The organism is Mycolicibacterium sp. MU0050, assembly GCF_963378085.1.
GTDB classification, from domain to species: Bacteria; Actinomycetota; Actinomycetes; order Mycobacteriales; family Mycobacteriaceae; genus Mycobacterium; species Mycobacterium wendilense.
In genome coordinates, this window is the sequence record NZ_OY726395.1 from 68,946 (window position 1) to 88,003 (window position 19,058).

General features: G+C 69.1%; 12 protein-coding genes. 9 read left to right on the plus strand and 3 right to left on the minus strand.

Annotation, left to right across the window (positions count from 1 at the left end):
* Positions 1-2 precede the first annotated feature (2 nt).
* From R2K23_RS00335 to eccA, 5 genes are read left to right on the plus strand one after another with little or no spacing between them, the layout of a single operon-like run.
* Entirely contained in the window at positions 3-1,031 is a 1,029-nt protein-coding gene (locus R2K23_RS00335) for a MinD/ParA family ATP-binding protein (protein ID WP_316513538.1), read from the plus strand.
* Entirely contained in the window at positions 1,031-2,527 is a 1,497-nt protein-coding gene (gene eccD / locus R2K23_RS00340; RefSeq protein WP_316513539.1) for a type VII secretion integral membrane protein EccD, read from the plus strand. Before R2K23_RS00335 ends, eccD begins: the two co-directional genes overlap by 1 nt.
* Positions 2,527-4,212 (plus strand): type VII secretion-associated serine protease mycosin, encoded by a 1,686-nt coding sequence (mycP, locus tag R2K23_RS00345; protein ID WP_396893695.1) that lies wholly within the window; start codon positions 2,527-2,529, stop codon positions 4,210-4,212. The genes eccD and mycP overlap by 1 nt, the downstream gene beginning before the upstream one ends.
* On the plus strand, positions 4,209-5,747 hold the full coding sequence (eccE, locus tag R2K23_RS00350; RefSeq protein WP_316513542.1) for a type VII secretion protein EccE: 1,539 nt from the start codon (positions 4,209-4,211) through the stop codon (positions 5,745-5,747). The genes mycP and eccE overlap by 4 nt, the downstream gene beginning before the upstream one ends.
* Before the next feature lie 10 nt (positions 5,748-5,757).
* Positions 5,758-7,614: a type VII secretion AAA-ATPase EccA gene (gene eccA / locus R2K23_RS00355; RefSeq protein WP_316513544.1), complete on the plus strand. Its 1,857-nt coding sequence runs from the start codon at positions 5,758-5,760 to the stop codon at positions 7,612-7,614.
* Positions 7,615-7,622: 8 nt separating this feature from the next.
* On the opposite strand, the gene R2K23_RS00360 is transcribed toward eccA, so the two are convergent.
* On the minus strand, positions 7,623-8,393 hold the full coding sequence (locus R2K23_RS00360) for a thioesterase family protein (RefSeq protein ID WP_396893697.1): 771 nt from the start codon (positions 8,391-8,393) through the stop codon (positions 7,623-7,625).
* A 65-nt stretch (positions 8,394-8,458) separates the two neighbouring features.
* On the minus strand, positions 8,459-9,685 hold the full coding sequence (locus R2K23_RS00365) for a MinD/ParA family ATP-binding protein (protein ID WP_316513547.1): 1,227 nt from the start codon (positions 9,683-9,685) through the stop codon (positions 8,459-8,461).
* 490 nt (positions 9,686-10,175) lie between these two features.
* Between R2K23_RS00365 and R2K23_RS00370 the strand changes: the two genes are divergently transcribed.
* The 4 genes from R2K23_RS00370 (at position 10,176) to R2K23_RS00385 (ending at position 18,103) form a co-directional block, all read left to right on the plus strand.
* Positions 10,176-10,529 (plus strand): WhiB family transcriptional regulator, encoded by a 354-nt coding sequence (locus tag R2K23_RS00370; protein WP_316513549.1) that lies wholly within the window; start codon positions 10,176-10,178, stop codon positions 10,527-10,529.
* A 784-nt stretch (positions 10,530-11,313) separates the two neighbouring features.
* On the plus strand, positions 11,314-15,903 hold the full coding sequence (gltB, locus tag R2K23_RS00375) for a glutamate synthase large subunit (RefSeq protein ID WP_316513551.1): 4,590 nt from the start codon (positions 11,314-11,316) through the stop codon (positions 15,901-15,903).
* Positions 15,896-17,362: a glutamate synthase subunit beta gene (locus tag R2K23_RS00380; protein ID WP_316513552.1), complete on the plus strand. Its 1,467-nt coding sequence runs from the start codon at positions 15,896-15,898 to the stop codon at positions 17,360-17,362. The genes gltB and R2K23_RS00380 overlap by 8 nt, the downstream gene beginning before the upstream one ends.
* Positions 17,363-17,743: 381 nt before the next feature.
* Positions 17,744-18,103 (plus strand): hypothetical protein, encoded by a 360-nt coding sequence (locus R2K23_RS00385; protein WP_316513553.1) that lies wholly within the window; start codon positions 17,744-17,746, stop codon positions 18,101-18,103.
* 95 nt (positions 18,104-18,198) lie between these two features.
* On the opposite strand, the gene R2K23_RS00390 is transcribed toward R2K23_RS00385, so the two are convergent.
* Complete coding sequence (locus tag R2K23_RS00390) at positions 18,199-19,044, minus strand: LLM class F420-dependent oxidoreductase (RefSeq protein ID WP_316513555.1); 846 nt, start codon at positions 19,042-19,044, stop codon at positions 18,199-18,201.
* Between the last annotated feature and the right edge of the window lie 14 nt (positions 19,045-19,058).

Below are 19,058 nucleotides of genomic sequence, written 5' to 3' on the forward strand. Positions count from 1 at the left end.
TCGTGACGGCGCCATGGAACGATCCAGCGAATTCGCCTGGTCAGGAGCAATCGCGGCACCCCGATTCGGCGTCCGGTTTCCACCGGCACCCGGATTCGGTGTCGGGATCGTTGCGGATCTCGGACATGGTGGCGCCGCGCAAGATTCCGCCGGGCTCCGGCTGGCGCAAGTTCGTCTACCTGATGTCGTTCAAGACCATCAACTTCGGCGAGTCCCCCGCCGAGCGGCACTACCGCGAGCTGCGCGAGCGGATTCGCCGACACATCCGCAAGCAGTACGTCATCGGGGTCATCTCCGGCAAGGGTGGCGTCGGTAAGACCACCATGACCGCGTCCATCGGTGCCGTCTTCCGCGAATGCCGCCCGGAGAACGTCGTCGCGATCGACGCCGCGCCGGGATTCGGCACCTTGGCCGGACGGATCGACGAGACCCCGCCGGGGGACTACTCGGCGGTGCTCAACGACACCGACGTGCAGGGCTACGCCGACATCCGAGAGCACCTGGGGCAGAACGCCGTTGGTCTGGACGTGCTGGCCGGCAACCGCGCTTCCGATCAGCCGCGGCCGCTGGTGCCGTCGATGTTCACCGGGGTGCTCTCGCGGTTGCGTCGCACCCACAACGTGATGCTGGTGGATACCGCCGACGACCTGGAACACCCGGTGATGAAGGCAGTCTTCGACGCGTGCGACACCTTGGTGTTCGTGTCCGGTCTGACCGCCGACACCTCGCTGCCGGTGACCCGTGCCATCGACCTGTTGCGGTCTCTGGGCTACCACGAACTGGTCTCGCGCAGCATGGTCATTCTCAACGACAGCCGCAACAAATACGACGACGACGCCCGCAAGTATCTGGTGGAACGGTTCAGCCAGTCCGGCGCCACCGTCGAATTCATGCCCTACGACGCGCATCTGGCCAAGGGCGGGATCATCGACGTGCAGCACGAGTTGCACAAGGACACCCGTCTGCGGCTGTTCGAGATCACCGCGGCCCTCGCCGACAAATACACCCCGGACGCTGATCGGCCGCGCTGATGACCAAGGTTTCGTTTCCGGCGCGGTGCGCCGTCGCGGTGGTCTGTGGTGAACACCTGATCTCGCAGGTGTATCCGGCCTCCGTCCCGGTGGAGGTGTTCATCGACGACATCGTCGAGCTGCTCGACGCGGAGCTGAAGCGGCGCGGGCTCGGCGGCCTCGAGTCGGGCCTCGGCTACGAGTTGCAGCGGGCCAACGGTACCCGGCTCGAGGTCACCAAGACGCTCGACGAGCTCGGCGTCGAGGACGGCACCACCCTGGTGCTGGCGCCCGCCGGCGAGGGCGATTCCTTTGAGCCCCAGTACGAATCGCTGTCCACCGGCCTGGCTCGGGTCGGCAAGAGGCTCTTCGAACCGGTGACCGCGGCGACCGCGGCCCACACCGCCGTGGCGATCACCGCGTTGTGTGCCGCGGCCGTCCTGTTGATGGCGCTGCGCAACCGCAACGCCGGCGACGCGTTGTTGCCGACCATCGTGACCGGCGTGTTCGGGCTGCTGCTCGCCGGCGGAGCGGGGGCCATCGCGCGGTGGTGGCCGCAGCGCCACGACCTGCTCAGTGGGTTCGCGTGGCCGGCGATACCGCTGTTGGCGGTCAGCGCGGGGGCGGCGGCTCCGGGCCCGATCGGATCGGCACATCTGTTCATCGCGGTTCTGGCGGTGCTCACTCTGACCTGCGGGCTGATGGCGCTGACTCAGCGGCATGTCACCGTCGGGGCCACCATCGTCACGTTGTGCGCGTTGGGCGGCGCGGTGGCGCTGGCCCGGATGTGGCGGCCGGTCCCGGCCCAGTGGCTGGGCATGTGCGGGCTCGTCGGCTTGCTGTTGCTGGTGACGTTGGCGCCGACGTTCGCGTTGTGGGCCGGGCGGATTCGGCCGCCGCACTTCGGCTCCATCACCGGCCGCGACCTGTTCCGCCGCAGCGACGGTCTGCCCGTGGACGCGGTCGAGCCGGTGGCGGACGACGACTTCGAGGATGCGGACCAACCGGAGGTCAGCCCGGACACCACCCCGCGCGGCGCCGAGATCGCCGCCGCTGCCCGTCGGGCCAACCAGGTCCTCACCGGAATCTGCGTGGCCGCGGCTATTTCGATGCCCCTGGCAGTGTGGGCGACGCTGATGCCGGGGCAGGCCAAGAGCAACGCCGCGGCGATCCTCGCCATGCTGTTCGTGTTCATCTTCATCAGCCGAGGTCGCAGCTTCGCGACCAAACACCAGGCCGTGGCGCTGGTGTGCGGCGCCGCGACGGCGGTATGCCTGGGCGTGGTGAAGTACGTGCTCGCGGCACCGGCCGAGTCCGGTACCGCCGTGTTGTGGGGCGCGCTGGTGCTCGCGGGATTCGCCGGACTGGGCCTGCTGGCCGGGTTGTTGGTACCGGTCACCCGGTTTACCCCGCTGGTGCGGATGTTGGCCGAATGGCTGGAACTGCTGGCGATCGTGGCTGCGTTGCCGCTCGCCGCGTGGATCGGGGGGCTGTTCACATGGGTGCGAATGCGATGATGCCGCCGCGGCGTGCGCAGGCGAAGGCACCGAATTCCGCGGGGAAACGTGGTCGCCGGATCGGCTCGGCCGCCGGCGCGCTGCTGTTGGTGGCGATGAGCGCGAATATGCCGATGGCGCAGGCGATCACGCCGCCGTCCGTCGACCCGGCGCTGGTGCCCGCGGACGGGCGGCCCGGCCCCGAGCAGCCGATGCGGCAGAGCAACATGTGCGCTCAGACCATCACCGTCGAGGACCCCAACGTGACGGTGACGGCGCCGGGCTTCACCATGCTCAACATCGCCAAGGCCTGGGAGTTCTCGACCGGCCACGGGGTGCCGGTCGCGGTCATCGACACCGGGGTGAATCCCAACCCCCGCCTGCCGGTGGTCGCCGGCGGCGACTACATCATGGGCGGTGACGGCCTGCTGGACTGCGACGCGCACGGCACCGTGGTGGCGTCGGTGATCGGTGCGGCTCCCAAGGGTACGCCGATGCCCGCGCCGATGCCGCCGCGGCCGGCCTTTCCTCCGCCGGACGGTCCCGCCCCCGTGACGGGCGCCCCGCCCCCGCCCGACGGTCAGCCCGCACCCCCGGCCCCACCCCCGCCGCCGGCGCCGGTGACGATCACGGAGATCCGTCCCGCGCCACCCGAGCCGCCGCCGCCCCCGCCGCCGGCCGCGCCGGCCAGCGCTCCCGGGTCGCCGTACGGCGACCCGCCGCTGAACCCCGCGGTGCCACCGCCGCCGCCGGATGCGCCCGACGGTGTGGCCGGCGTCGCGCCGCACGCCGTGATCATCGCGATCCGGCAATCCTCACGCGCCTACGAATTCGTCGACCCGCAGCCCGGGGACAACGAGGCGCGGCGCAAGGCAGGCACCATCGCGTCGCTGGCACAGGCCATCGTGCACGCGGCGAACATGGGCGCCAAGGTGATCAACATCAGTGTCACGTCGTGTGTTTCGGCCGCCGACCCGCTCGACCAGCGCGCCCTGGGGGCGGCCGTGTGGTATGCGGCGACCCAGAAGGACGCCGTGATCGTGGCGGCCGCGGGCAACGAGGGCGAAGAGGGCTGCGCGCAGAACCCGCTGTTCGATCCGTTGAACACCGACGATCCCCGCGACTGGGCGCAGGTCAAGACGGTGTCGTCGCCCTCGTGGTTCTCCGACTATGTGCTCTCGGTCGGCGCCGTCGACAATTCCGGTGCCCCGCTGCCCAAGAGCCTTGCCGGGCCGTGGGTTTCGGCGGCGGCTCCCGGCGTCGGCATCATGGGCCTCTCACCGCGCGACGGCGCCCCGGTCAACGCCTATCCGCCGAGCCGACCGGGTGAGCCGAACACCCCGTTCTGGGGAACCAGCTTCTCGGCCGCCTACGTCAGCGGCGTGGCGGCCCTGGTGCGGGCCAAGTACCCGGAACTGAGCGCACATCAGGTGATCAACCGGATCCGGCAGACCTCGCACAATCCGCCGCGCGGCGTCGACAACCAGGTGGGCTACGGCGTCGTCGATCCGGTGGCCGCGCTGACCTTCAACGTGCCCCCGGGGGAGCGGCTGGCCCCAGGGTCGCAGAGCCGGGTGGTGGTTCCGCCACCGCCGCCGGAGCCGCCCGATCACCGGGCCCGCAACGCCGCGTTGATCTTCGGCGGCGCGGTACTCGGTGCGGTGCTGATCGCGTCGCTGGTGGCACGGGCCAGGCGGGCCCGATGAGTGCGCGCGTGCGGTTGGCGGTCATCGTCGCGGTGTTCGCGGCGGGCCTGCTCGGCTGGAGCGTCGGTGGCTACCCCGGGGCGGCGGCCGGCGTGGTGGTGGGCGTCCTCGTGGCCGTGGTCCGCTGGTGGCGTCTGCCGCTGTGGTCGTGGTGGACGCTGTTTCGCCGCCGCAAGCGCCCGATCGAGCTCAGCGATCCCATCACCGTCGCCAACGACCGGTCCGGCGGTGGCGTGCGGTATCAGGATGACACCGCGATCGTCGCGGTGCACATCCTCGGAAAGGCCCACGCCCCCACGTTGTTCACCGGGTCGACGGCTGCGGTGACAGAGAACACCGTGGACCTGGGCGCGTTGCGGGATCTGCTGCAGCACAGTCTGGGCCTCACCGTCGAGTCGCTGAGCCTGGTGACCGCGGGCGCGCGCCGACGAGCGACCGGCGACTACCCGCGGGTGTACGACACCCTGATCGGAACGCCGCCGTATGCCGGGCAGCGGGAAAGTTGGCTGATCGCGCGGATCGCGACGCTGCCCAACGCCGACGCGCTGCAGTGGCGGGTCTCGGCGGGGGCCGCGGCCCTGGCCGTCGCCCAACGCATCAGCGCCGAGCTGCGCGAGCGCGGCATCCGGGCCAAGGTTGCCACCGCCACCGACATCGTCGAAATGGAGCGCCGGATCGGGTCCGCCGCGCTGGGGCCCGACCGGCAGAAGTGGCGCTCGGTGCGCGGTGACCACGGCTGGCTGACCACGTATTGGTACCGGCCCCAGGACATCACGCCCGAGACGATGGACCAGGCCTGGTCGCTGCGGGTCGACGGGGTCATTCAGAACTGGACGCTGTTCGCCGACGGGACCGCCACGGCCACCGTCACCGTGCGCACCACGCAACCACCCACCGCGCCCCCGAGCGTCATCATGCGCACGCTGCCCGGGGAACAGGCCGCCGCGGTGGCCGCCAGCCTGTGCGGTCCGACCCCGAAGCTGCGCCGAATCCGTCGCGGTCCGGCGCCGGGCCCGCTCGCGGTCCCCGTGGGTGCCTCCGGTGTGTTGATCGGCAAGGTGGGCGCCGGCGACCGGATGATGCTGCCGTTCAGCGACCCGGGCGAGTTCAGCCGCGTGCACATCGCGGCCGACGACGTGGTGGCCAAGCGCCTGGTGGTGCGCACCGCCGGGGCGGGGGACCGGATCACCGTCCACACCCGCGACCCACAGCGGTGGGCCACGGTGCGGATGCCGGACATCGCGGTCACCGAAGGGACCCGACCGGCTGCCGGGACCACCGTGAGCGTCACCGACGGCGGGCCCGCGCCGGCGCCGCGCCCCAACACCGTGATCTCCATCGGCCGACCGGGCGAACCGGTCCGCGGCAAGGCGGACGTCACCATCACGCAGATCGGACCGGCGACGGTCGAGGTGACCGCGGCCGGGTGGACCCGCATGGTCGAGGTGGAACTGTTCCGGGCCGAAAACCGATACGTATCCGCCGAACCGACCAGCTTGTTCGACGAGCGTGAACTCGTCGAGGAAAGGCGCTGACCCGCTAGCGATGACCACCAGCACCAGCATGACCGCCGCCGCCCGCCGGCACTTCGACCAGGGCATGGCCCTGCTCGCGGCCGAACCGGACGCCGCGCTGGCGAAGTTCCGGGACGCGACCGACACCGATCCGGCGATGGCCGACGCCTGGCTGGGTCGGATCGCCGCGGGCGACGACGCGTTGGGCACGCTCCAGGAGCTCTACGCCTACGGGGCGCGGCTGCACCGCGAAACCAACCGGATCGGCGCGGCGCTGGCCGCCCACATCAAGGCCGGCCCCTATCTGGCGATCACGGTGACCGAGTCCTCACACGCCGGGCTGGCGTTGGCCTCGGCGCTGGTCGACGATGGTCAGTACGAGAAAGCCGAAGCGCTGCTGGAAGATTCGGCTCTGCTGGACACCTGGGAGAACCACCAGTGGCAGCAGTACTTACGGGCCTACCTGATGTTCGCAACCCAGCGCTGGCCGGACGTCATCTCGGTGGCGGCGTCGGTACTGCCGCCGCAGGCGATCATCATGTCGGCGGTGACGGCGGCGACCAACACCCTGGCGGCGCACGCCGCCGCCCATCTCGGGCAGGGGCGGGTCGCCCTCGACTGGGCCGACCGCATTGAGTTGCGGTCGCGGCACGAACACAGCGGGGAGGCCCGTCGTCGGGATCTCAACGACGCCATCGCCGCGGCGATCGATCCGGCTGAGTTTCCCTTGATTGCAGCCGATCTCGCGTACGTCCGCGGCATGGCCCATCGCCAACTCGGCGAGGAGGACAAGGCGCAGGTCGCGCTGTCGAAGGCGACCATCAATGGTGCGCTGATCGCGTCCGCGCAGGCGGCGTTGGCCGATCCGAACCTGCAGTTGGTGGTGACCGACGAGGAGACCATCAACAGCCGGACCAACCGCTGGGATGTCACCACGGAGCAGTCGCTGGAGGACCGGCAGCACGAGGAGAACGAGGAGCGGCGCACCGAACTCCTGGAGGAGGGGCGCGCGCTGCTCAACAACCAGGTGGGGTTGGCCGACGTCAAGCGCGCCGTTGCCGAGCTGGAGGACCAGATCGAGGTCCGGGCGCTGCGATTGGCGCACGGACTGCCGGTGACCAACCAGACCAACCACATGCTGCTGGTCGGCCCGCCGGGTACCGGCAAGACCACCACCGCCGAAGCGCTCGGCAAGATCTACGCGGGTTTGGGTATCGTGCGGCACCCCGAGATCATCGAGGTCAAGCGCGCGGACTTCTGCGGCGAGCACATCGGCGCCTCAGGTCCCAAAACCAATGAGCTGATTGATCGGTCGTTGGGTCGGATCCTGTTCATGGACGAGTTCTACAGCCTGGTCGAGCGCCACCACGACGGACGACCAGACATGATCGGCATGGAGGCCGTCAACCAGTTGCTGGTGGCGTTGGAAGTGCACAGGTTCGACTTCTGCTTCATCGGCGCCGGTTACGAGCGGGAGGTCGACGAGTTTCTGACGGTCAACCCCGGTCTGGCCGGCCGGTTCAACCGCAAGCTCCGCTTCGAGTCGTACAGTCCGGACGAGCTGGTCGAGATCGCGGTCCGCTACGGGCAGCCGCGCGCGACCGTGATCGAGCCCGCCGCCCGGGAGGCGTTGAACGCCGCCTGCCGCACGCTGCGTGCCTACCTGGCCCCGGACGGCACCCACGGCGTCGATGTCATGCAGAACGGTCGGTTCGCCCGCAATGTAGTGGAACGCGCTGAGCGACTGCGCGATTCGAGGGTCGCGGCCCAGCATCGCAGCGACAAGGGTTCGGTCACCGTCGCCGATCTCGAGACCATCCGGACCCAGGACGTGATGGCCGCCGTCCGCGACGCCTGCGCGGAGAAGCACGTCCCCATCGACCTCTGAGCGCGGAGTCAGCCCTGCGGGTTGAACCGGCGCGACGGCCGGAACGCGTCGGCCGGTTGCGCCAGCGCGACGGCGACGCTGGTACCGATCGGGCCCTCGGTGTCGAACAGGGTGGCCGATCCCGTGGCCACCCCGTCGGCGCCGTAGTGACTTTGTGCGGCGAGCCCGATCAGATCGCCGACGGGCATCCGGCTCAGGGTGACCGTGTAGTCAGCGTTGATGTAGCGCAAACCGCCTGTGCTCCAATGCGTGAGCGAGCTGGTCACGTCCCCGACGAAGGCGGCCCGGCTGAACGGCGTCACCGGGTGGCCGGCCACGATCGGGCGGGCCAGCCGCACCCAGGCGAACTTCTGCGTGTCGGTCTGCCACAGGTCGGGCACCAGGCCGGGTGAGCCGACGTCGGTGCGAGTGTTGTAGGACCACAGGTGAAATGGCATCCCGTCGGGCATGCCGTCCAGGTTCTGCGGGGGTGCCGGCATGCTGACCGGTGAGGTCCACACCTGTCCCTCGGGGTGGTCGCCGCGGCGCAGGTAGAGCGCGCTGGCCCGGGCGACCACCTCGCCGTCCTGCAGCAGGGTGGCGTCGACGAGCTTGAGTCGCCGGCCTTCCCGCTGCACCGTCGTCTGGATCTGGACGGGCTTGAGGAAGACCGGCCGCATCAGGTCGACGGTGAACCGGGCCGGTTGCAGCTGCGGGTCGCCATGGGTGTCCAGCGCGAACCCGAGCAGCCCGCCGACGATCTGGCCGGCCATGGTCTCGCCCCACGGCCCACGCGCCATGTCACTGGGCAGGTAGCTGTCACCGTCGCGGGTGAAGACGGCGTCCACGGCGTCGATGTCCGCGCTCAATTGGCTTCTCCCGGCACGGGATGCGGCGGGACCATCGAGAAATGGCCCGCGATGGCGGCGGTGATCTCCAGGAAACGCAACCGGGTGGCCGGGGCCATCTCCCGCGTGACGTCGATGACCCCGCCCGGCCGCAGGTGCGGGTCGAACGGAACCTCGACCACCACTTGGCCGCGGCTGATGAACTGTTGGGCCAGCGCGGCCTTGGTCTTCTTGTCGGCGTGGCCGTCGGAATCGTTGAGGACCACGACGGTGCGTCGCAGCAGTTCACCCATGCCGTGGTTGGCCAGCCACTCCATGGTCTGGGCGGCGGCGCCGGCGCCGTCGGCCCAGGGGGAGGACACGACGATCAGGGCATCGAGGTCGCGCAGGGCCTCCTGGGTGACCGGCGCGTCCATGGTGGAACCGCAGTCGATGATCGAGATGGTGAAGTGGCGGTCGAGCCGCAGGGCGGCCTCCCGGTAGATGGCCGGGTCCAGGACGCGGCGCCGCGTGCTGGCGGGCTCGCCGGCCAGCACGTACAGGCCGGCGGCGTTGTTGCCGATGCGAGCCCGCAGGTCCGCGAACGATTCCAGGTTGCGGTCACCGGCCAGCTCCCAGTAGGAGCCGCGCGCCGACGGGTCGACCCGGCTGCCGAGCCGGCCGAAGGCGGTGTCGGCGTCGATGGCGACCACCCGGTCCGACGGGCGCAACTCGGCGAAGACCGAGCCGACGCTGGCCGCCACGGAGGTCTTGCCGACGCCGCCCTTACCCAGCACGCCGACCTTGTAGTAGCTGCGCAAGGGCGCCTGGATGATGGCCTGCAACTCCGCGGCGCGACGCTCGGCCTTCGAGGGGCCGAGGTTGATCAGGCCGAAGGTGGCGACGTGCACCGCCCGGCGCCAACCGCGGGTGGGCCGGGGCTTGCGCGGCGACGGGGTCGGCGCGCCGCCGAAGTCGAGCCACGGTGGCTGCTGCAGGCCGGGCCCGGGGCCGAAGTGCTGAGAGCCGGGCGGTTGGTGCGGTCCGGGCTGTTGGGGGGCGGCGTGCGGCGTGGCGGTCGGCTGAGAACCGGGCTGTTGCGGCAGCGGCCCCTGGGGCTGGATGAATCCGGGCGCAGGCCCCGGTGTCGCCGTCGGGGGCGGGGACTCCCACTGATCGCCCGACGGGGCGCCTGCCGATGGCGGGGTGGGGTGTTGCGGGGGACCCGCCTGACGATCGCGGAGAAACTCTTCACGCTCGGTCACTGCTGGGGGTCCTCCTCCGGGTGAAGTGCGCCGTTCGGTACGGGGTGTCGGCCCGGGGCCGACGCGGTGGCACAAGTCGTCATCAGTATCGACTATCGCAAGGGCGGCCCCGCCGGGCCGGTTCGGGCGTAGCGGGCGGCACCGCCGGGCCGCGCGGGCGCGGATGCCCGGAGCGCTCTGTGACGGTTCGCCTTCGGTGCGCGACGGCGCGCCTTCGCAGGGGTGTAGCACTCTCGGTTGCTGCAGCACTTCGCACGAGATTCCGTAGCTCTGCTGCGGCACATCGGACCCCTCGATCGCGGCTTCCGAAGCGTCGCGACGCGCCGTATCGACCGAACGGCTCAGCGGACTCAAGCCTGCCACCTGCGCAAATGCGGCACCGCCAGAAGATCTGTGGCGACGCTTCGGCAGTGCTACGGGAAAATGTTGCAACGCTACGGTTAAGACTGCTACGGTTTCGTCATCGAGCACGTCCACGAGAGGAACACTCATGACAAGCGCACTCAATCCGGGCCATCCCGCGCAGCACGGTGTCCCGCTGTACGACGTCGTCGCGGCCTGTGTGAACGACCCCGACCGCTGGGCGGCCTCGGCCGACGAGAGCGCCAAGGCCATCTGTCGAACCTGCCCGCGGCGCTGGCTGTGTGCGCGCGACGCCGTCGAGACGCCGGGTGCGGAGGGCATCTGGGCCGGAATCGCGATCCCGGAGTCCGGCCGCGGCCGCACCTTCGCGCTGCGCCAGCTGCGCTCGCTGGCCGAACGGGGCGGCTATCCCGTCCGCACATCGCGTCGGCGCCGGTTCACCGAACCCGACGAGGGCGAGCGGGGCCCGTCGGCCGGGTGACCGACACAGGTAGTGCTCTACGCATGACCCTGAGGGGCACTGTCGATGATTCTGAGATTGCAAGTCGGGCAGGCCATTCGGGGGAGGGCTGCCGGCGCGAGCCGAGACCGCGGTTGATGGGTGGGTCGTGATCCGACCACCGTCGAGGGGTAGCCGCGGTCTCGCTCGCTGCCGCAGGCCCGGTGGGGGCGCTGTCTAAGAAATCGGCCCAGGTTTCCGCAAAACGGCGGCCCGGGGGTCCGATTCGGTCGCCGGCGGGATCCCATGAGGCCCATGTCGCCCAGAACCCGTGGGCTACCAGGGAAATGTGGTCGAAAGGTCCGGTTGCACCACCTGTTGCGCTGTGGCGAAACACACGCGAGAACAGCCGGGAATATCCGCAAGCAGCAAACTTTTTCTAAGAAAACGGCCACGCGTGCCGCGGCGCCGCCGACCAGCGGGGATGTCAACGCCGTCCGCAGAAAGGCCCTCGGGCGCAACGAAATTCGAGTTCAACGGGACCCGTCGGGGGCGCGAGGGCCGTCGAATCGGGCAAATGGCTAGTTAGGCTGCACTAAGTTGGCGTTGAGGGCGGTTTTTGCCTTATCGTTTTACAACTTGTTGTGACCTGATGATCGGGCCGCCGTTCAGTGCTGCACGGCCCCACGAACCGTATGGAACAGGTCGGGGTCGCGACATATGAAACCGAAGGGGTGCGCCCGTTCCCGCGGATCGCGGCGCAGGCTCTGAACAGCACACGAAGGGCCGATGAGGCTCTTCCCGAAGGATTCGGGTGGGTTCGCCGATGAAGAGAGCGCCCAGCACAGTTGGCCTGTACAACCCCGCATACGAGCACGACTCGTGCGGTGTTGCCATGGTCGTCGACATGCATGGCCGCCGCAGCCGCGACATTGTCGACAAGGCCATCACGGCGCTGGTCAACCTCGAGCACCGCGGTGCCCAGGGCGCGGAACCCAACACCGGCGACGGTGCCGGCATCCTGATGCAGGTTCCGGACCGGTTCCTGCGCTCCGTCGTCGAGTTCGAGCTGCCCGAGCCCGGCAGTTACGCCACCGGCATCGCCTTCCTGCCGCAGTCCGCCAAGGACGCGGCGGCCGCCTGCGCCGCCGTGGAGAAGATCGTGGAGGCCGAGGGCCTGCAGATGCTCGGCTGGCGCGACGTGCCCACCGACGACTCCTCGCTGGGTGCGCTGGCCCGCGACGCGATGCCCACCTTCCGGCAGTTGTTCATCGCCGGCGCCTCCGACATGGAACTCGAGCGCCGCGCCTACGTGATCCGCAAGCGCTCCGAGCACGAGTTGGGCACCAAGGGCACCGGTCAGGACGGCCCGGGTCGCGAAACCGTGTACTTCCCAAGCCTTTCCGGTCAGACGTTCGTCTACAAGGGCATGCTGACCACCCCGCAGCTCAAGGCGTTCTACCTGGACCTGCAGGACGACCGGCTCGAAAGCGCCCTGGGTATCGTGCACTCCCGGTTCTCCACGAACACCTTCCCGTCGTGGCCGCTGGCGCACCCGTTCCGGCGCGTGGCGCACAACGGCGAGATCAACACCGTCACCGGCAACGAGAACTGGATGCGGGCGCGGGAATCGCTGATCCACACCGACGTTTTCGGCTACCACAACGACCTCAACAAGATCTTCCCGGTCTGTACGCCCGGCGCCTCGGACACCGCGCGCTTCGACGAGGTGCTCGAGCTGCTGCATCTGGGCGGGCGCAGCCTGGCCCACGCGGTGCTGATGATGATCCCCGAGGCCTGGGAGCGGCACGAGTCGATGGACCCGGCCCGGCGCGCCTTCTACGAGTTTCACGACTCCTTGATGGAGCCGTGGGACGGCCCCGCGTCGGTGTGCTTCACCGACGGCACCGTCGTCGGCGCCGTGCTGGACCGCAACGGCCTGCGGCCGTCGCGCATCTGGGTGACCGACGACGGACTGGTGGTGATGGCGTCGGAGGCCGGCGTCCTGGACCTGGACCCGAGCAAGGTCGTGCAGCGCATGCGCCTGCGCCCGGGCCGGATGTTCCTGGTGGACACCGCGCAGGGACGCATCGTCTCCGACGACGAGATCAAAGACCAGCTGGCCGCCGAGCATCCGTACCAGGAGTGGCTGGACGCGGGGCTGTTCCCCGTCGACGAGCTGCCGCAGGGCAACTACGTCAAGATGCCGCACCACCGGGTGGTAGCCCGCCAGCAGATCTTCGGCTACACCACCGAGGAGCTGAACCTGCTGCTGGCGCCGATGGCCCGAACCGGGGCCGAGGCGCTGGGCTCGATGGGCACCGACACCCCCATCGCGGTGCTCTCGCAGCGGCCGCGGATGCTGTTCGACTACTTCCAGCAGCTGTTCGCCCAGGTCACCAACCCGCCGCTGGACGCCATCCGCGAAGAGGTGGTCACCAGCCTGCAGAACACCCTCGGGCCCGAGGGCGACCTGCTGAACCCCGACGAGAACTCCTGTCGCCAGATCGTGTTGCCGCAGCCGATCCTGCGCAACGCCGAGCTGGCCAAGTTGATCAACGTCGACCCCGACCATGAGATCCGCGGCCGCAAGCACGGCATGCGGGCCGCGGTGGTGCAGTGCCTGTACCCGGTGGCCGACGGCGGTCAGGGTCTGCGCCGCGCTTTGGAGGACGTCCGCACCCGGGTCTCACAGGCCATCCGCAACGGGGCGCGCATCATCGTGCTCTCCGACCGCGAATCCAACGAGTGGCTCGCACCCATCCCGTCGCTCTTGTCGCTGGCCGCGGTGCACCACCACCTGGTGCGCGAGCGGACCCGCACGCAGGTGGGCCTCGTGGTGGAGTCCGGTGACGCGCGCGAGGTGCACCACATGGCGATGCTGTGCGGTTTCGGCGCCGCCGCCATCAACCCCTACCTCGCCCTCGAGTCGATCGACGACATGATCGAGCGCGGCGCGATCACCGGCCTGACCAGTGACGAGGCCAAGACCAACTACGTCAAGGCCGCCGGCAAGGGCGTGCTCAAGGTGATGTCGAAGATGGGCATCTCGACCTTGGCCTCCTACACCGGTGCCCAGCTGTTCCAGGCGATCGGCGTCTCCCAACGGGTGCTCGACGAGTACTTCACCGGTTTGTATTGCGCCACCGGCGGTATCGGCCTCGACGACATCGCCGACGACGTCGCGAGCCGGCACGCGCTGGCCTACCTGGAACGCCCCGACGAATGGGCGCACCGCGAACTCGAGGTCGGCGGCGAATACCAGTGGCGGCGCGAGGGTGAATACCACCTGTTCAACCCCGACACCGTGTTCAAGCTCCAGCATTCGACCCGCACCGGGCAGTACGAGGTGTTCAAGGAGTACACCAAGCTGGTAGACGACCAGAGCGAGCGGATGGCGTCGCTGCGCGGCCTGTTGAAGTTCAAAGAGGGTGTGCGGGAGCCGGTTCCGCTCGACGAGGTGGAGCCGGCCAGCGAGATCGTCAAGCGGTTCTCCACCGGAGCGATGAGCTACGGCTCGATCTCGGCCGAGGCGCACGAGACCCTGGCGATCGCGATGAACCGGCTGGGCGGGCGGTCGAACTCCGGTGAGGGCGGCGAATCCGTCGACCGGTTCGAGCCGGAGGCCAACGGCGACTGGCGGCGCAGCGCGATCAAGCAGGTGGCCTCCGCGCGGTTCGGTGTGACGAGCCACTACCTGACCAACTGCACCGACATCCAGATCAAGATGGCCCAGGGCGCCAAGCCCGGTGAGGGCGGCCAACTTCCGGGGCACAAGGTGTACCCGTGGGTGGCCGAGGTGCGGCACTCCACGCCGGGCGTCGGCTTGATCTCGCCGCCGCCGCACCACGACATCTACTCGATCGAGGATCTGGCCCAGCTGATCCACGATCTGAAGAACGCCAACCCGGCCGCGCGCATCCACGTCAAGCTGGTCAGCGAGAACGGGGTGGGCACCGTGGCGGCGGGCGTGTCCAAGGCGCACGCCGACGTCGTCCTCATCTCCGGGCACGACGGCGGCACCGGCGCCACCCCGCTGACCTCCCAGAAGCACGCGGGCGCACCGTGGGAGCTCGGTCTGGCCGAAACCCAGCAGACGTTGCTGCTCAACGGTCTTCGCGACCGGATCGTCGTCCAGGTGGACGGGCAGCTGAAGACCGGTCGCGACGTGGTGATCGCCGCCCTGCTCGGCGCCGAGGAGTTCGGCTTCGCCACCGCCCCGCTGGTGGTCTCGGGTTGCATCATGATGCGGGTCTGCCACCTCGACACCTGCCCGGTGGGCGTGGCGACCCAGAACCCGGTGCTGCGCGAGCGCTTCAACGGCAAGCCCGAGTTCGTGGAGAACTTCTTCCTGTTCATCGCCGAGGAAGTTCGGGAACTGATGGCGCAGCTGGGATTCCGGACCGTCAACGAGATGGTGGGCCAGGTGCGGGCGCTCGACACCACGCGGGCCGCCGAGCATTGGAAGGCCTACAAGCTGGACCTGACCCCGGTGTTGCACGAGCCGGAGTCGGCGTTCATGAACCAGAACCTGTACTGCACCTCGGGGCAGGACCACGGTTTGGACAAGGCGCTCGATCAGCAGTTGATCGCCCAGTGCCGGGAGGCTCTCGACAACGCGACGCCGGTCCGGTTCAGCACCACCATTGCCAACGTCAACCGCACCGTCGGCACCATGCTGGGCCACGAGGTGACCAAGGCCTATGGCGGACAGGGTCTTCCGGACGGGACCATCGACATCACCTTCGAGGGTTCAGCGGGCAACAGCTTCGGCGCGTTCGTGCCCAAGGGCATCACGCTGCGGGTCTACGGCGACGCCAACGACTACGTCGGCAAGGGTCTGTCGGGCGGCCGGATCGTGGTGCGCCCGTCGGACAACGCCCCGGCCGACTACGTCGCCGAGGAGAACATCATCGGCGGCAACGTGATCCTGTTCGGCGCCACCAGCGGCCAGGCGTTCCTGCGCGGCGTGGTGGGCGAGCGGTTCGCGGTCCGTAACTCCGGCGCCCACGCGGTGGTGGAGGGCGTCGGCGATCACGGCTGTGAGTACATGACGGGCGGCCGGGTGGTCATCCTCGGCGAGACCGGGCGCAACTTCGCGGCCGGAATGTCGGGCGGTGTCGCCTTCGTCTACGACCCCAACGGCGCCCTGCCGGACAATTTGAACACAGAGATGGTCGAACTCGACGAGTTGGACGAGGCCGACCTGGATTGGTTGCACACAATGATCACCGCCCACGTGGATGCCACGGATTCGGCCGTCGGACAGCGGGTGCTCGCCGATTGGCCGGCCCAGCAGCAGCATTTCGCCAAGGTGATGCCGCGCGACTACAAGCGCGTGCTCGCGGCGATCAGCGCGGCCGAAGAGGCCGGCACCGACGTCAACGACGCGATCATGGCGGCGGCTCGTGGCTGATCCCAACGGCTTCCTCAAGCACACCCAGCGTCAGACGCCCGCCCGGCGGCCGGTCCCGCTGCGCCTCAAGGACTGGAAAGAGGTCTACGAGGAGTTCAGCCACGACACGCTGCAGGTGCAGGCCTCGCGGTGCATGGACTGCGGTATCCCGTTCTGCCACAACGGCTGTCCTCTGGGGAACCTGATCCCGGAGTGGAATGACCTGGTGTTCCGGGGCCGGTGGCGCGACGGCATCGAGCGGTTGCACGCCACCAACAACTTCCCTGAGTTCACCGGCCGGCTGTGCCCGGCGCCGTGCGAGGCGTCGTGCGTGCTGGGGATCAACCAGGACCCGGTGACCATCAAGCAGGTCGAGGTCGAGCTGATCGACAACGCCTTCAACGAGGGCTGGGTGGTCCCGCTGCCGCCGACGGTGCTCACCGGTAAGAAGGTCGCCGTGGTGGGTTCAGGACCGGCCGGCCTGGCCGCGGCCCAGCAGCTGACCCGCGCCGGCCACCACGTGACGGTGTTCGAGCGGGCGGACCGCATCGGCGGGCTGCTGCGGTACGGCATCCCCGAGTTCAAGATGGAGAAGCGCCACATCGACCGTCGTCTCGAGCAGATGGCGGCCGAGGGCACCGAGTTCCGCACCGGGGTCAACGTCGGGGTGGACCTCACCGTCGAGCAGTTGCGCGAGGACTACGACGCGGTGGTGCTCGCCGGCGGCGCCACCGCCTGGCGGGATCTGCCGATCCCGGGTCGCGAGCTCGACGGCATCCACCAGGCCATGGAGTTTCTGCCGTGGGCCAACCGGGTCCAGTTCGGTGATGACGTACTCGACGAGAACGGCCAGCCGCCGATCACGGCGAAGGACAAGAAGGTCGTCATCATCGGCGGCGGTGACACCGGCGCCGACTGCCTGGGCACCTCGCACCGGCAGGGCGCGGCCAGTGTGCACCAGTTCGAGATCATGCCGAGGCCGCCCGAGGAGCGCGCGGAGTCGACCCCGTGGCCCACGTACCCGCTGATGTACCGGGTCTCCTCGGCGCACGAAGAGGGCGGCGAGCGGGTGTTCTCGGTCAACACCGAGAAGTTCGTCGGTGCGGACGGGCACGTCACCGCGCTCTCGGCGCACGAGGTGGTGATGAAGGACGGCAGGTTCGAGAAGGTCGAGGGTTCCGACTTCGAGTTGGAGGCCGATCTGGTGCTGCTCGCCATGGGCTTCGTCGGCCCGGAGCGCGAGGGCCTGCTGACCGAGCTCGGCGTCGAGCTCACCGATCGCGGCAACGTGGCGCGCGACGACGACTTCCAGACCTCGGTTCCCGGCGTGTTCGTGGCGGGGGACATGGGACGCGGGCAGTCGCTGATCGTGTGGGCGATCGCGGAGGGGCGTGCCGCGGCGGCCGGAGTCGACCGCTTCCTGGTGGGCGAGACCGCGCTGCCGGCGCCGATCAAGCCGACGGCCGCACCGCAACGCTAGTCACATACGTCACTCCAGAATCATCGGACTATTCGTCGGCGCGCCTCTGGAGATTTGCCCGTTTCTCGGTGTTATATAGATCACACCGAGCGCTGCGGTATGGTAGAGGCTCGGTCCAGCTATTCCGACCGCAGGAGTGATAGCAGTGCATATCAACCCATTGACCCGCTCGCGGGTGGGGCGAATCGCCTGGTCATTGTTCCGGCACCCCGTCAAGAGTCGTGAGTTCCCGGCTAAGCACGAGCGTCTGGTGACCCAGGCCGAACTTCTCCGCTACGGCGTCTGACGGACTCAAACCGTTTGCTCGACGTCGTGGACTGACGTCTGTGCAATTTGCTCGCCGGATCTGGCCGCTGATCGACACGAAGACGGAGGCCGCCGATGTCCTATGACCTGACTGTGTACGCCACGCGCGGTGTGGACGACGGCGAGATGGAGGCCGTCGTCGACGCGGGGGAGCAACTCAGCATCGACGACGTCGACGCCGCCGAGTTCCGAGTTCTGCGCGGCGACGACGAGGACTATTCGTTCACGGTGTTCGGCCCCGACCCGGTGGACCCGGACGATCTGCCGGATCCGGTGGCTGCGCTGGCGCTCAGGCCGACGTTGAGTTGGCAGGTGGTGGTGGAAGGCAGCAATCCGGACCAGATTCCGCACGCGCGCCGCTTCGCGGCGGAGTTGGCGCGCGCAGCCGGCGGCGTTGCGCTCGACGAACAGACCGACGACATCGTCGCGGATTAGCCCTACTGCATCGCCACTCCACCGGCAGCGTTCGGTGCCGAATCAGGTTGGTTACCAACTCAATTGAGTTGACTCCGGCCGACAGGTGCAGTGCTTCAAGGGCTCAGCAGGCCGGAATCCCGGATCGCCTCGGCGAGCGGCTCGAGCACCGCCGGGTCGTGTGGGGTGGGTAGGTAGATGATCGCGAGGTCGAGGCCCTCCAGGGCGGCGGCCTCGTCGAGCACCCGCTGATACCCGCGATCGAGGTTCAGCCGCAGGTGGGCGGACACCCGTATCTCCTCGGGGTCACGGCCGACGTCGGCGCAATGAGCGGCCAGCACGGCGCGCTTGCGGGCGAACTCCTCGGGCGTGCCCCCGACGAAGTTCCAGTGGTCGGCGTACTGGGCGGTGATGCGCAGGGTGCGCTTCTCCCCGCTGCCGCCGATGCAGATCGGCGGGTGCGGCCGCTGCGGTCCCTTGGGCTCGTTACGGGCGTCGACCAGTTGATAGAACCGGCCGTCGAAGGTTGTGGTCTCCTGACTCAACAGCCCCTTGAGCACCTGGCAGGCCTCCTCGAATCGGTCGAACCGCTCCTTGAGGCTGCCCAACTCGATGCCGTAGGCGCCGGACTCCTCCTCGTTCCAGCCCGCCCCGATGCCCAGCTCCAGCCGGCCGTCGGAAACGATGTCCAGCGCCGAGGCCATGTTGGCCAGCACGGCCGGATGCCGATAGTGGATGCCGGTGACCAGCACCCCGACCCGCAACCGTCGGGTCACCTGGGCGAGCGCGGTCAGGGTGATCCACCCCTCCAGACATGGCCCGGTGGGGTCGGAGAAGATCGGATAGAAGTGGTCGAAGGTCCAGCCGGACTCGTAGACGTCGATGTCGTCGGCGGCCGTCCACACGGCGAGCATGTCCGACCATGTGGTGTTCTGCGGAGAGGTCTTGAACGCGAATCGCATCACGCCGAGCGTAG

What these genes read in the sequence shown, in the direction of transcription:
- eccD (WP_316513539.1), top strand. Translation starts at nt 1,031, where the DNA reads ATGACCAAGGTTTCGTTTCCGGCGCGGTGCGCCGTCGCGGTGGTCTGT.
- mycP (WP_396893695.1), top strand. Translation starts at nt 2,527, where the DNA reads ATGCCGCCGCGGCGTGCGCAGGCGAAGGCACCGAATTCCGCGGGGAAA.
- eccE (WP_316513542.1), top strand. Translation starts at nt 4,209, where the DNA reads ATGAGTGCGCGCGTGCGGTTGGCGGTCATCGTCGCGGTGTTCGCGGCG.
- eccA (WP_316513544.1), top strand. Translation starts at nt 5,758, where the DNA reads ATGACCACCAGCACCAGCATGACCGCCGCCGCCCGCCGGCACTTCGAC.
- R2K23_RS00360 (WP_396893697.1), bottom strand. Translation starts at nt 8,393, where the DNA reads ATGGCGCGTGGGCCGTGGGGCGAGACCATGGCCGGCCAGATCGTCGGC.
- R2K23_RS00370 (WP_316513549.1), top strand. Translation starts at nt 10,176, where the DNA reads ATGACAAGCGCACTCAATCCGGGCCATCCCGCGCAGCACGGTGTCCCG.
- gltB (WP_316513551.1), top strand. Translation starts at nt 11,314, where the DNA reads ATGAAGAGAGCGCCCAGCACAGTTGGCCTGTACAACCCCGCATACGAG.
- R2K23_RS00385 (WP_316513553.1), top strand. Translation starts at nt 17,744, where the DNA reads ATGTCCTATGACCTGACTGTGTACGCCACGCGCGGTGTGGACGACGGC.
- R2K23_RS00390 (WP_316513555.1), bottom strand. Translation starts at nt 19,044, where the DNA reads ATGCGATTCGCGTTCAAGACCTCTCCGCAGAACACCACATGGTCGGAC.